Source organism: Desulfovibrio intestinalis, from assembly GCF_014202345.1.
GTDB classification, from domain to species: domain Bacteria; phylum Desulfobacterota; class Desulfovibrionia; order Desulfovibrionales; family Desulfovibrionaceae; genus Desulfovibrio; species Desulfovibrio intestinalis.
Map to the genome: position 1 here is coordinate 174,180 of NZ_JACHGO010000004.1, position 13,344 is coordinate 187,523.

The following is a 13,344-nucleotide window of genomic DNA, read 5'->3' on the forward strand; positions in this document are numbered from 1 at the left end:
GCAAAAAGGGACCGTTGCAGGCAACGGCCCCTTTTTCAGTATTGTTCTCTCGGCTTATTCTTCAACAAGCTCGCGCACGGTTTCTCCGTAGGAGTCTGTAACCAGGGTCTTGGTTCCCATAAGTTCAGTCCAGCGGCGGAACGTGCCGACGATAACGAAGACCATAAGTACCATGACCAGGCAGGCCAGAGCGGCCAGCAGATACTTGCCATTGGGGATATAGTCGGTCGTCAGCTGCAAATAGCCAGCCCAGAAGGTCACCACCGTCATGAACACGCCGGGAATGGCTGTTACCAGGCAATACTTGCCCCTGTTCATGCGCAACAGCATGCTGGTGCAGACGATAAGGGCGCAGGCGGCCAGCAGCTGGTTGCTCATACCAAAGAGCGGCCAGATGTTGCTGATATTGCCGGTGTAAACCAGGTAGCCCCACATGGATGTGAAGACAAGGCTGGTGATGACGATGCCCGGTGTCCAGTTCTTGTCGCCAAAGGGCGCGTACACCTTACCAAGCATTTCCTGAAGGAAGAAACGGCCAACGCGTGTGCCGGAGTCGATGGCGGTCAGAATGAACACCGCCTCAAACATGACGGCGAAGTTGTACCAGTAGGCCATCAGGTGATCCATGTAGGGGATCTTGTGGAAGATGTGCGCCATACCCACTGCCAGCGACACTGCGCCGCCGGGACGGGCGTGCAGGTTGAGGCCGATCTTTTCTTCAAAGAAGCCAAGATCAACGGTGTGCAGGTTGGGGTGCACGGCCAGCAGGGCGTCATACTTGGCCGGAGTAGCGTTGATGGCAAAGTAGTCGCCGGGCATCAGCGTGCAGGCGGCGATAAGAGCCATCATGGCCACAAAGCCTTCAGTCAGCATGGCGCCGTAGCCCACGAAAAGAATGTCGCGCTCATTGCCGAGCATCTTGGGCGTGGTGCCCGTACCAATAATTGCATGGAAGCCGGAAATGGCGCCACAAGCAATGGTAATGAAGATGAAGGGCAGCACGGGGCCGCCGATCACGGGGCCGCCGCCGTTGATGAAGGGCGTGATGGTGGGCATGAGAATGGTGGGCTGCACAAAGATGATGCCCACAGTCAGCATAAGAATGGTGCCGATCTTCAAGTAGGTGGAAAGATAGTCACGCGGCACCAGCAGGAACCACACTGGCAGAACCGAGGCAAAGAAGCCGTAAACGGCGATGGCAATGGCCACGGTATTTCTGTCCCAGTCAAAAGCCCAGCCGAGCACATCCTGCTTCATAAGGTCATGCCCGCTCAAAATGCCCACAATCAGCAGCACCAGACCCAGAAGACTGGCCAGCAAAACGCTGTTCTGCTTGTAGCGCATGATGAGGCCCATAATCATTGCAATGGGCATGGTGATGACAACGATAAACAGCGACCAGGGCGCGTTATGCATGGCGCTGATGCAGGCCAGAGAAAGACCGGCCAGGGTCAGGATCAGAATACACAGAATGGCTATACCGGCCACTGTACCAGTGACGGGGCCAATTTCACGAGTGGCGATGGCGGCAAGGCTCTGGCCTTTGTGGCGTATAGAGGCGAAAAGAACCACCATGTCGTGCACCGCGCCGCCAAGAACGCAGCCAATAAGAATCCACAGCGCTCCAGGCAAATAACCGAACTGAGCTGCCAGCACAGGCCCCACAAGAGGACCAGCGGCGGCAATGGCCGCAAAATGATGGCCATAGAGGACATATTCGTTGGTTTTCACATAGTCGTGACCATCGGCAAATCGAACCGATGGCGGAGTGCGGCTGCCATCGAGCCGCAAGACCTTGTTTGCTAAGAAAATACCGTAAATACGGTATGAAATGGCAAAAATACACAATGCCGCAAACACAAGTGTTATGGCATTAATGTTTTCAAGAGCTTCCATTACATACTCCCGTCAGGGCTTGGCTTGGCTTTCTTAACCGGGCAGGCGGCCAGACGAATCGCAGCCCTGCGAAACTGCCCAGAACAACAAAAAAAACACATACCAAAATAGTATTATATCAGCGATGCATACCCTCCTCTTGAGATACTGCTGAAAAAAGTGTCGCGGCAAAGCCCGAATACTGTATCTAAGCCCACTACTACAGTTTATTCGGGCATGTGTTAATTTTCTGCTACACCCATTATTACTCTCTGTCCATGCCACTGGAAACGTTTTTTGCTGATTCCACTGTTGTTACGCTCATCTGAAAACATGCAATTCCCTTCTGAAAACCAGATTTAATATCATTAACATGCCATTTTCATTATCTTTTTTTCCCATAAACCTGCAGATTTTATTATGAGTTATAATCTCCAAAATTTTTCCCAACTTTGTTCTTTTTTGCACAAATAAACTGGCAGCCCCAATCTCTTCTTCGGATTCTGCCCTGTGCAGCCGCCAGCACAGCGGACAGTCCAACCGTCAGTACAGTCGGCATTACCGCAGCTTGCCCTGCCCTAACCAGCTGTTCACAACAAAAACAAAATACCGCCGTGTTATTGGCATTGCCGATGGGCTTGCATTACGCATGGCATGGGTCTATCTTTTTTTCACCGGCTGGGGGAGCCATTATGGCTGAGAAAGGGTGATCGCGCCCTGACCCCTAGGATCGCGTAAAAAGCGCGGTTCTGCACCTGACGCGGATAGTGCCGACGAAGGGAAGCTGGCCAGCCTGGAAACAGGTTTGTGCTTGCCCGCAGCCGCATTGGTTCTGCGGGTTTTTTTGTGGCCTCGCCGGTTGGCCGCCGCATATTCCCGCGAATCATGCTCTTGTAACCTGTGGAGGTTCTTCATGAACATCGTGGTTAATGGCCAGGCCGAAACCTGCACGCCCGGAATCAGCATCAGCGCTTTTCTGGCAGAACGAGGATATGAAGCCAGCGCCGTGGTGGTGGAGCGCAACGGACAAATCCTTGCCAGGGATACTTTTGCACAAACAAGCCTGCAAAAAGACGATTGCCTGGAAATCGTGCAGTTTGTGGGCGGCGGTTAAGCTCCGCCGTCCAGAGCAGATTAGCTTTGCGATGCTCTGCATTTCAAAGTTGGCGTTCTGCTCCAAACGCAATTTCCAGTAGAATCCACAACAGCAATCTTTCAGCAGCGCCTTTGCGCGGAGCAAGTATGAACGCTAATGATCCCTTTGTACTGGGCGGCGTCAGCCTTACCAGCCGTCTTTTTATCGGCACAGGCAAGTACGGAGCCGACAGCCTTATTCCTGCCGTGGCTGAAGCCAGCGGTTCGCAGGTTATCACTGTAGCCATGCGCCGGGTAGACAAGCCCGCCCCCCAATCTGGCGGATCTGCGCCAGCGCAAGGCTCACCGGGTATAATGTCGCACATTCCCGGCCATATGCGCCTTTTGCCCAACACCTCGGGCGCGCGCAACGCTGAAGAAGCCGTGCGTCTGGCCCGTCTGGCTCGTGCCGCTGGCTGCGGCGACTGGATCAAGATTGAAGTCATATCCGACACGCGCCATCTTTTGCCCGATGGCTACGAAACGGCCAAAGCCACTGAAATTCTCGCCAAGGAAGGCTTTACCGTATTGCCGTATATCAATGCCGATCTCTATGTGGCCCGCGCCTGCGCCGAGGCCGGAGCTGCCGCCGTCATGCCGCTGGGCGCGCCCATTGGCACCAACCGGGGGCTGCGCACCAAAGAAATGATCGCCATTCTGATTGAAGAAATGGACCTGCCAGTTATTGTGGACGCAGGTATTGGCCGCCCCTCGCAAGCCTGCGAAGCAATGGAAATGGGCGCAGCCGCATGCCTGGTCAATACGGCCATCGCCTCGGCCAACGATCCTGTGGTCATGGCCCGCGCCTTTGGTGAAGCTGTACAGGCCGGACGCAACGCGTGGCTTGCCGGAGCCGGATTTGTGCGCGGCATGGCAGGTGGAGCCGAAGCGTCTTCGCCTCTTACCGGCTTTCTGCGCTAGGAGGCATCGTATGAAAACATTTCAGGATTTCTTGCAGAACTGGCCTGCCCAAAGACGGGCTGAAGCCGTAGAAAAGGCCACGGAAGAACAGGTGTTTTCTGTTCTGAATAAAAACAACCTTCAGCCAGAAGATTTTCTCACCCTACTCTCACCCGCCGCCTCTCCGCACCTTGAGCGCATGGCACGCCGCGCCCATGAGCTTACCCTGCGTTTTTTTGGCCGGGCGGTGCATATCTTCACGCCGCTTTACATTTCTGACGTCTGCACAAATCAGTGTCGGTACTGCGGCTTTAACGCCAAAAACAAGCAGCCCCGCCACCACCTCAGTGTGGACGAGGCCGCCGCAGAAGCCAGAGCCATAGCTGATCTGGGTTTTCAGCATATTCTGCTGCTTACGGGGGATGCCCGCCACCTTTCCTCGCCCCAGTATATTGCTGACGTTGCCCGCCGCATAAAGCCCTTGTTCGCTTCTGTCGGCATTGAGGTCTATTCGCTCACAACTGATGAATATGCTCTGCTTGTGGACGCGGGTGTAGACAGCATGACTATGTTTCAGGAAACGTATAATCCTGAACTTTATGCATGGCTGCATCCCGCCGGGCCCAAGCGCGACTATGCCTTTCGCCTCAACGCGCCCCAGCGCGCCGCCGAGGCTGGCATGCGTTCAATGGGTGTTGGAGCGTTGCTTGGGCTGGAATCCTTTGAACAGGATGCCTTTGCCACGGGTCTTCACGGCTGGTGGCTCCAGCGCAACTATCCCGGCATGGACGTGAGCGTGTCCATACCGCGCATCTGCCCGCACGAAGGCAGTTTTGACGTTCCGCACGCGCTGGACGACCGTCATCTGGTACAGTATGTAACCGCCCTGCGCTGCTTTTTGCCGCGTGCTGGCATCACCTGCTCCAGCCGGGAAAGCGCCTTTATGCGCGACCACCTGCTGCCTCTCGGTGTCACGCGGGTATCTGCGGGCGTATCAACGGCTGTGGGGGGCCGCGTGACAGAAGATGCACACAACCCCGGCCAGTTTGAAATTACTGATGGCCGCAGCCTTGACGAAATGACCGCAGCCCTGCGGGGAATGGGCTATCAACCCGTGCTCAAGGATTGGGAAAACCCCGCATCGGCCTGTTAGAGCAGATTAACTTTGAGAATATATATTCTCAAAGTTTAAGACACGCTCGCTACGGCGTTTAACCGCGCAAATAAATTGCGCTTACGCCTCCGCAGCGGGCGTCTGCTCACGCAGCCACCTGAGCAGTTCAAAGTTGAAATGCTCTAGCGGCGCGCTCAGATCAGGCTTTCCACCGGGGTATGCGTGGGGGGGGCATCCTTGCCGCGCATGCCCCGAAATTCCAGACTCCCTGCCTTTCTTAGGGCAATGAGCTGACGGCCTTTGAGCGCGGAGATATAAAAGATTCAGGGAGATCACATGACAAATCCCCTTTATGACGGGCTGGGGCGCTACTTCAGCCCCGAGCAACTCAATGCCCTGCGCGCGGCCAAAGTCGGCATTGCCGGGGCTGGCGGCCTTGGCTCCAACGCAGCCCTCATGCTGGTCCGAAGCGGCGTGGGACATATCACCTTGGTGGACGACGATGTGGTGGACGCCTCCAACCTCAACCGCCAGCAGTATTGGCCGCGTCATGTGGGGCGTAGCAAGGTTGAAGCGCTGAGCGAGCTGTTGCTGGAGCTGAATCCGCAATTGTCCGTCGAAACGCACAAGCTGCGCATCACGGCAGATACCCTGCCCGGCATTCTGCCTGCCTGCCCCATTTGGGTTGAAGCCTTTGACAGCCCGAACGACAAAAGCCTGTTTGTTGAAGCGGCGTTGCTGGCCGGGCACAAGGTCGCCAGCGCATCCGGCATGGGCGGCTACGGCGGCGCGCCCATGTCCCGGCGAAACCTGGGCAACCTGATACTTGTGGGCGACTTTACCACGGATATTCTGATGGCCCCGCCTCTGGCCCCCCGCGTAACAGAAGCCGCTGCCCTGCTGGCCGATGCGGTGCTGGAAATGCTGTTGGGCTGATGCCGCTACGGCATGCCAATCTACTACCCCAAAAGGCTGTTCCAGCGAAGCTGCTCCCTTGGGATCAGTTTTGACGGAACAGCCTTTTGCAATAAATGCAGTGTGAGCTCATCCGCAAAAAAATGGGCTACGCCTGCAAAAACCATTGACACTGCTGCCTCTAGGCCCGGACGACCTTGGCCTCCTTGATGGGCAGATTTACAAGAGCCGCCAGAAGGGCCAACGCAATATCCACCTGCCAGACCCACAAGAGGCTGCCCGAATATTGTAATGCCACTCCTCCCAGCCACGCGCCAAGAAAAGCACCAATCTGATGCGTCAGCAAGGTCAGTCCAAAGAGTGTAGCAAGATAGCGAGTGCCGAAAAGCTTGCCCACAATCCCCGCAGTTGGTGGTACCGTGGCCAGCCAGGTAAGCCCCGTGGTTACGGCAAATATATAGAAGGTCAGTTCCGTCTTGGGTGAAACAAGATAAACGGCGATCATCAGCGCACGAAAGGCATAGAGTGCAGACAAAATAAATTTCATGCGAAAATACTTGCCCAGAATACCCGCCCCGATACTGCCCGCGATATTGCAGAGCCCGATAAGGGACAGACTGATGGCCGAAACGGAAGCCTCATGGCCGCACAGGCTGACCTCACCCGGCAAGTGGGTCGTCAGAAAAGCCACATGAAATCCACAGGTAAAAAACCCCGCATGCAAAAGCAAATAGCTCGGATTACGAAAAGCGGCCTTCAGTTGCTGCTTGAGACCTTCATTGCTGGCATGACTGGCAGCGCTTGTGGCGGCATGGGCCATTCCGCCTACAGGCTGGCTGTCAGAAGCCCGCGACATGCCCGTCTGACGGCACAGCAACCAGGATGGCACGATGGACGCCAATGCTGACACCGCCAAAAGCAGTAATCCGCCTGTGTACCCCTTGAGACTGATAACGGTCTGCACCAAAGGCGCAAAGGCAAACTGCCCCATAGACCCCCCGGCATTGATAATGCCGCTGGCCACCGACCGCTTGTCCTCTGGCAAACGCCCGGCCACAATGCCTATAAGTATGGAAAAACTGCCCGCAGCCGCTCCAGCCGGGCTTAAAAACCCTTGAGCAAGGGTCATGCTCCAGAAAGATCCTGCCTGAAGCGTGTATATCTGCCCAAGCGCCAAAAGCAGCGCACCTGTCAGCAGCACGGGAAGCGGCCCCTTCTTGTCGGCCCAGGCCCCAAAAATTGGCTGAAACACTCCCCACATCAACTGGCCGATAGCCAGAGCCATGCTCATTTCAGTGATGCTCATGGCAGTCGCGCTTATCAGCGGATGCACAAACAGACCTACAGTCTGGCGGATTCCCATTGTAATCATCAGCACGAGGCTGGACAGGGCGATGATTACCCATAAACCGCTTGCTGGAGCAGTAGGAGTAAGCTGGCCGTGAGTTGAGCGATTTTCGCTGGGATTTGTCACAGGTACTTTCCTTGGTCTTGTGATCGTTGGTTGAGACAGCACAATGACGACACCAGAGCATACTCAGCCAAAAGCGGCAGCAGGCGATAGCAGTCTTGGGCTACCACAGGATGATTCAGGGTAAACACTATTCCAGCGAGTCAATCTGCGTAAAAATATGCCAAAGCGTTTCATAGTTTTCGCCAAGATGCGCTTTGATACTCGTTTGGGCCTGCTGCCATAACGGCATAGCCTTGGCGAAAACGTCTTCTCCCAACGGACTGAGGTGAAGCTGGCGCTTCCGGCTTCCGGCGGGAGCCTTGTCCACGATGAAACCCTGGCTCAAAAGTGGCTGCAGGGTGCGCACCAGGGTACTGCGCTCCAGCCGCACCCGCTGCGCCAACTGTCCCGTGCCGCAACCCGGCATGCGCGAAATATTGGCCAGCAGGGAATACTGGGTAACGCTGATGCCAGCAGGTTCAAGCGCCGAGTCGTAAAAACCTGTCACCCTGTGAGACATACGGCGCAAATTTGTGCAGACGCATGGCGATTTGGGAGGGGGGGAAACGCTTTTCATTGTCCTGTCTCCATATAGTGTACATACACTATATGGAGACCAAGTTATCTCGTCAAGAAAAAGCGCACGTAGCAACCACTCAAAACTCGAATCGACGCGGGTACCAGGCCAAGCGATTTTGCAAACCCTTGAGCCTAGCGGCGTACAAGCAGCCATGCATGGCCCACGGCGTTTTGCGTCAGCCCTTGCGGGCTCAAACCATAAAAAAGCGCCGCCCCAGACGGGGCGGCGCTTATAATCAGCCTATACTAGATACTTAGGAAGGCAGCATCCAGTGGAGCACGCCAGCCTGCAGATAGGTGAGCGCGCAGATAAACAGGGTCATGGCGATACTGTGACCCAGGGTGAAGCGGAAGAGGTCGCCTTCATGACCCACCAGATTGGTAGCTGCGGTGGCCACACTGATGGACTGGGGCGAAATCATCTTACCGGTAACACCACCGGAGGAGTTGGCGGCCACGGCCAGGTTGGGGTCCATGCCCACAACTTCGGCGGTAGAACGCTGCATACCGCAGAAGAGAGCGTTGGACGAGGTGTCCGAACCAGTCAGGAACACGCCGAGCCAACCCAGAATGGGCGAGAACAGCGGGAACAGCGAACCGGTCAGGGTGAAGGCGATACCCATTGTGGAGCTCATGCCCGAGTAGTTCATGAGGTAGGCCAGGCCAAGAATCATGGCGATGGTCAGAATGGGGAAGCGCAGCTGGAAAATGGTACGGCCAAAGCAGTTGACGGCCTTGCCGAAGGAATAACCGGGCATGAAAGGCACGGCAATGAAACCGGCGATCAGAATGGCGGTGCCGCCAGCAGACAGCCAGTTGAAGGTAAAGACAGCAGCATAGGCGCTGTTCTTGGTCACAATGGGAAGGGTCTTTTCAACCATGCCGTCCAGACCGGGCCAGGCGAACTTCATGACGGCGCCGGGGATGGCGTTCAGCATGTTCTTGAACTGGGGCAGGCCCCACAGGAAGACCATGACGGCCAGAATGATGTAAGGCAGCCATGCACGCACGACAACGCCAAAGGCAGGTGCAGCACCTTCAATCTTGCTTTCCTGCTCGCCTTCAAAACGCCAGATGCGGGCGGGCTTCCACACGCGCAGCAGCAGCACCATGGCGATGATGGTGATCAGGGCCGACATGATGTCGGGCAGGGTCGGGCCGTGGAAGTTGGAGAACAGGAACTGCGAACCGGCGAAGGCCACGCCAGCCACAATAATGGCGGGCAGCACTTCCATAGCACGGCGGAAGCCGCACATAACGCAGCAGAGCCACAAGGGCACAAGAATGGACAGGAAGGGCAACTGACGGCCCACGATCTGGCTGACGGTCATTTCGTTCAGACCAGAAACCTGCGCGCCCACGATAATCGGAATACCGATGGCGCCAAAGGCCACGGGAGCGGTGTTGGCGATAAGGCAGATACCGGCGGCGTACAGGGGCTTGAAGCCCAGGCCCACCAGCATGGCCGCAGTGATGGCCACGGGCGTGCCGAAGCCAGCCGTGCCTTCGATAAACGAACCAAAGGCAAAGGCGATAAAGATGGCCTGCAGACGGCGGTCGTCTGTCAGACGGGCAAGCGAGTCTTTGATGTACTCAAACTCGCCTGATTCCACGGTCATGTTGTACACCCACACGGCCGTGATAACGATCCAGATGATCGGGAAGAGGCCGAAGGCCGCGCCGTAAGTCAGCGCGCTGAATGCCGTGCCTACAGGCATGCCCCAGACAAAAAGCGCGAGAACGAAGGCCAAACACACGGCCAAGGCTGCTGCGTAGTGCCCTTTGGCGCGGCGAACCGCCAACATGTAAAAAAGACTGATCAGCGGAATGCCCGCCACAAGAGCGGACCACACGGCACCACCCATAGGATCATAAACTTGCGTCCATGCCATAACAACTGCTCCCTTAACGCTGTGGGTTTTTGGATGACGAGTGACAGGCGCTTGTCCATCCCACGCGATCTGTACCCGTCCATCCCCAATGATAGCTCTTGGACGGATACCTGTTTCCCGAGCAAAAAACAATGCTTTTTTGAAAGTCGGACGGTATAAAGATAAAAAACCTGTGTTTAACGGCGCAGGCTGGCAGGGAGGGCAAAGTACAGACGGGCGGCAAAATCAAAAAAAATCCCGGGAAAAAAGCTGGCCCACCAGAACATCTGGTATTTTTTTCCGCTGTGCCGCCAGGGCGCTATGGCCTGGCGCGCTTCTGCATTTCTGCCTTCGCGCCACAGCGCCACAGCCTTCTGAAAGGCTGCCCGGCGGGTAAGAAGAAGAACAAGACCGGCATGTTCCTGATCGTAACCGGGGTAGAGGTTACGGTGTTTGTCAAGAATGCGCAGGGTTTCGTCCGCGAACTGGCCGAACTTGCGAAAGGTCGTATTTGATCCGTGTACGCGCCACACCGTAAGGGGTTCGTCCACATGATCCAGTTCCCAGTCATGCGCGATACGGTAAAAAACGTCAGCTTCTTCACAAACGTTGAGGCTTTCATCAAACCAGCCGCCGTTTTCTCCCTGCCCGGTGGGCGTGCCCCGGGCGGAAAGGCCAGCAAGGGCCTCGGCACGCACCGCGGCAGACGACATGGATATCCACTGCCGCTCCATAAGGGCGGCAAAGACCATGCCCCGCTCTGGCCCGGTCTCTGAAAATACGCGCTTGAGCACCCGCTTGCCGTCAAAAATTTCCGTATCCGTACACACAAGCCCCAGCCGGGGATTGTTTTCAAACAGGGCTACCTGCAGCTCCAGCTTGCGGGGCCGCCAAATGTCGTCGCAATCCAGAAAGGCAATATACCGTCCTCTGGCATGGGCAAGCGCCAGGTTGCGGGCAGCCCCAAGAGGTACGGTGGTTTCGCCCCGGAAGTAACGCACCTTCTCGCCATAGCTTTGCGCGATGGCCGGGCTTTCGTCAGTGGAGCCATTGTCCCAGAATATAACCTCGAAATCCGAAAACGTCTGGGCCATAATGCTGTCCATAGCTTCACGCAGATCGCGTGAGCTGTTGAGGCAGTTCATGATGATTGAAATGGCGGGAGCGCTCATGGTCATTCCTCATTGGTTGGGGGATGGACAGACGGTGGCGTTTGCTGCGCGGCCTGCGTTGATGGTCTTATATCCGCGCTTTGCCGGAACACCCAGTACTTGCACAGCAAATAGACCATAACCGGAACAAGCAGCACGGCTACGGGCATGGCGGCCTCATACGTCAGGCTCAAACGTATGAGCAGCCAGATGATGGCAGAATTGAGCCCAAGCCCCAGGGCCTGGGCAGCGGCAAACCGGGCCAGCCTGGTCCAATGGGACAGCCCGCTCGCAGAGCTGGCTGTCCCGAAAGTCCACAGGCTTTGCCCCAAGTAGGAAACAATGAAGCTCAGTGCATAGGCCAGAGCATTGCCCATCAGGACAGGCATGCCCCCAAAATTGACGAACAGCAGCCCCAGCAAGGCATAGGTCAGCGTAGCCGCTCCACCTACCATGCCGAAGCGTATCCACCGCTTGTCCAGCAGCCCCCTTACAAAGGCCGTGAGGTCAGCCAGACGGGGCGGCCGCAGCCCACTCACCGTCTCAAGGCCTCTTCTATGCCAGTGCACACGGCGTCCACATCTTCCAGGGTCAAAGCGGGATGCAGAGGCAGAGTCACCAGTTCGGCATAAAGCTGTTCCGTAACGGGCAGGCTTTCACCGTGACCGAAGTAGGTCAACAGATGGTTGGGCTTGTAGTGGACGCCCGTGGGCAGATCCTGGGTAGCCAGAAACTCTTTCACGGCGTCCTTGCGGCCATCAAGTATGCGCACTGGCATGATATGGCGCACCACAAAATCACGAGGATCCGTGTGCAGCAGGGCTACATGCGGCACAGCAGCCAGACGTTCGGCATAGCGGGCCGCGAGGGCTCGCCGGGCAGGAATGAATTCCTCTTCCAGACGCGAAAGCTGCACGCGTCCGATGGCGGCCATAATGTTGCTCATGTGGTAACGCCAGCCCTGCCGCTTCACGTCGGGGTCCCAGGAGCGGGCTCCGGCAAAGCGCTTTTGCGCGTCATTTTCCACAGAAAGCAGGCGGCCGTCCGAAGCCAGCTGGCCCGCCTCGGCGTCAAAAGCCACAAGGCAGCCGCCTTCGCCGCAGGTGATATTTTTAATGCCATCAAAACTGAAGCAGACCATATCGCCAAAACTGCCGATCTTGCGGCCGTCGTGCTTGCAGCCAAAAGCATGCGCGGCGTCTTCTATCACGCGCAGTCCCTTGCGCCGGGCAAAATCGTACACTTCGTCGAGATGCCAGGGGTTGCTGGCATAGTCCACATACATGAGCGCAATGGTATTGGGAGTAATACGCTTTTCAGCATCGGCCAGATCAAGGGTGCCGGTTTCTGCCAGCACATCGCATGCCACGGGCACGCAGCCCGCAGCGGTGATGGCCTGAAAGGACGCCACAAACGTCAGTGAAGGTACAAGAACTTCGGGTTTTCCGGGCACACGGCACTGGGCGGCCACGGCATCCACAGCCAGATGCAGGGCTGCTGTGCCCGTGTTTGTTGTGATGACCTGCTCTGGCTTTACACCAAGGTACTGGGCCAGTTCTTCTTCAAAAAGACGCACTTCATTGCCCATACCAAGATAGCCGTCCTCAAGAAGAACACGGCTGACGGCACGGGCTTCTGCTTCGCCCACAATGGAACGTGAAAGACGCATGGACATACAGCCTCCTGCTGCGCGAGCGGTTGCCCCGGTGGGCAGAGGCCCATCCGGGAGGCTGCGGCGCGGCATGCGCCGGATCGCCCGAGCGGCCCGACACACGGTGCATCGACGACGCCTAGCCCGCTTCGGCGTTCATTTCGCTCAATAACGTGTCCAGGTCAAGAAGAATAAGCAGGCGGTCATCCAGCTTGCCCACTCCCCTGATATACTCCGATCCAATACCGCAAATCACGGGCGGAGCAGCCTCCACAGTGGAAGCAGGAATGCGCAGAACTTCTGAAACGCTGTCCACAAGAAAGCCCACTATTTTCTGGCTGAACTCCATAACAACAATGCGGGTGTTGCTGTCGCGCTCCACGGCAGGCATGTTGAAGCGGGTGCGCATGTTGATGACAGGTATGACCTTGCCCCGCAGATTGATGACGCCTTCAATGAAGCGCGCCGCATGCGGCACCATGGTTATCTGCATGGGGCGGATAATTTCCTGCACGGAAAGAATGTCTACCCCAAACTCTTCTTCGGCAATGTTAAAGGTGACCAGCTGCAGCCTGTCGCCTTCGTGCTCGTCTTCGCCGTTCAGCTCAAGAGCGGCATCAGCTATATGATCCATGGTCTTACCTCCATCAGTGGCGGGCAAAAGGCCCCATTGGCTTTATCGGCAGAGATGCCCACAGCAA

12 protein-coding genes are annotated in these 13,344 nt (G+C 56.6%); 4 read left to right on the top strand and 8 right to left on the bottom strand.

Annotated elements, in window-relative coordinates:
• Nucleotides 1-54: 54 nt before the first annotated feature.
• A complete protein-coding gene (locus tag HNQ38_RS07550; protein ID WP_183719043.1) occupies nucleotides 55-1,896 on the bottom strand; it encodes a carbon starvation CstA family protein in 1,842 nt (613 codons plus the stop codon).
• Between the two features lie 892 nt (nucleotides 1,897-2,788).
• Between HNQ38_RS07550 and thiS the strand changes: the two genes are divergently transcribed.
• The 4 genes from thiS (at nucleotide 2,789) to thiF (ending at nucleotide 5,959) form a co-directional block, all read left to right on the top strand.
• Complete coding sequence (gene thiS / locus HNQ38_RS07555; RefSeq protein ID WP_183719045.1) at nucleotides 2,789-2,989, top strand: sulfur carrier protein ThiS; 201 nt, start codon at nucleotides 2,789-2,791, stop codon at nucleotides 2,987-2,989.
• 128 nt (nucleotides 2,990-3,117) lie between these two features.
• Entirely contained in the window at nucleotides 3,118-3,930 is an 813-nt protein-coding gene (locus HNQ38_RS07560; protein WP_183719047.1) for a thiazole synthase, read from the top strand.
• 10 nt (nucleotides 3,931-3,940) lie between these two features.
• Nucleotides 3,941-5,062, top strand: a complete 1,122-nt coding sequence (thiH, locus tag HNQ38_RS07565) for a 2-iminoacetate synthase ThiH (RefSeq protein WP_183719049.1) — start codon at nucleotides 3,941-3,943, stop codon at nucleotides 5,060-5,062.
• Between the two features lie 297 nt (nucleotides 5,063-5,359).
• A complete protein-coding gene (gene thiF, locus HNQ38_RS07570; protein ID WP_183719051.1) occupies nucleotides 5,360-5,959 on the top strand; it encodes a sulfur carrier protein ThiS adenylyltransferase ThiF in 600 nt (199 codons plus the stop codon).
• Between the two features lie 160 nt (nucleotides 5,960-6,119).
• Here the strand turns inward: thiF and HNQ38_RS07575 are convergent, their stop codons facing one another.
• The 7 genes from HNQ38_RS07575 to HNQ38_RS07605 form a co-directional block, all read right to left on the bottom strand.
• Nucleotides 6,120-7,412 carry an MFS transporter gene (locus HNQ38_RS07575; RefSeq protein WP_221277847.1) on the bottom strand — a complete coding sequence of 431 codons (1,293 nt, stop codon included), beginning with the start codon at nucleotides 7,410-7,412 and terminating at the stop codon, nucleotides 6,120-6,122.
• 127 nt (nucleotides 7,413-7,539) lie between these two features.
• Complete coding sequence (locus HNQ38_RS07580; protein ID WP_183719053.1) at nucleotides 7,540-7,968, bottom strand: MarR family winged helix-turn-helix transcriptional regulator; 429 nt, start codon at nucleotides 7,966-7,968, stop codon at nucleotides 7,540-7,542.
• A gap of 256 nt (nucleotides 7,969-8,224) precedes the next feature.
• Nucleotides 8,225-9,862: an L-lactate permease gene (locus HNQ38_RS07585; protein WP_183719055.1), complete on the bottom strand. Its 1,638-nt coding sequence runs from the start codon at nucleotides 9,860-9,862 to the stop codon at nucleotides 8,225-8,227.
• A gap of 176 nt (nucleotides 9,863-10,038) precedes the next feature.
• On the bottom strand, nucleotides 10,039-11,013 hold the full coding sequence (locus HNQ38_RS07590) for a glycosyltransferase family 2 protein (RefSeq protein ID WP_183719057.1): 975 nt from the start codon (nucleotides 11,011-11,013) through the stop codon (nucleotides 10,039-10,041).
• Between the two features lie 2 nt (nucleotides 11,014-11,015).
• Nucleotides 11,016-11,531, bottom strand: a complete 516-nt coding sequence (locus HNQ38_RS07595) for a GtrA family protein (protein WP_343060130.1) — start codon at nucleotides 11,529-11,531, stop codon at nucleotides 11,016-11,018.
• A complete protein-coding gene (locus HNQ38_RS07600; RefSeq protein ID WP_183719059.1) occupies nucleotides 11,528-12,667 on the bottom strand; it encodes a DegT/DnrJ/EryC1/StrS family aminotransferase in 1,140 nt (379 codons plus the stop codon). The genes HNQ38_RS07595 and HNQ38_RS07600 overlap by 4 nt, the downstream gene beginning before the upstream one ends.
• Before the next feature lie 115 nt (nucleotides 12,668-12,782).
• Nucleotides 12,783-13,277 (bottom strand): chemotaxis protein CheW, encoded by a 495-nt coding sequence (locus HNQ38_RS07605; protein ID WP_183719061.1) that lies wholly within the window; start codon nucleotides 13,275-13,277, stop codon nucleotides 12,783-12,785.
• Nucleotides 13,278-13,344: the final 67 nt, after the last annotated feature.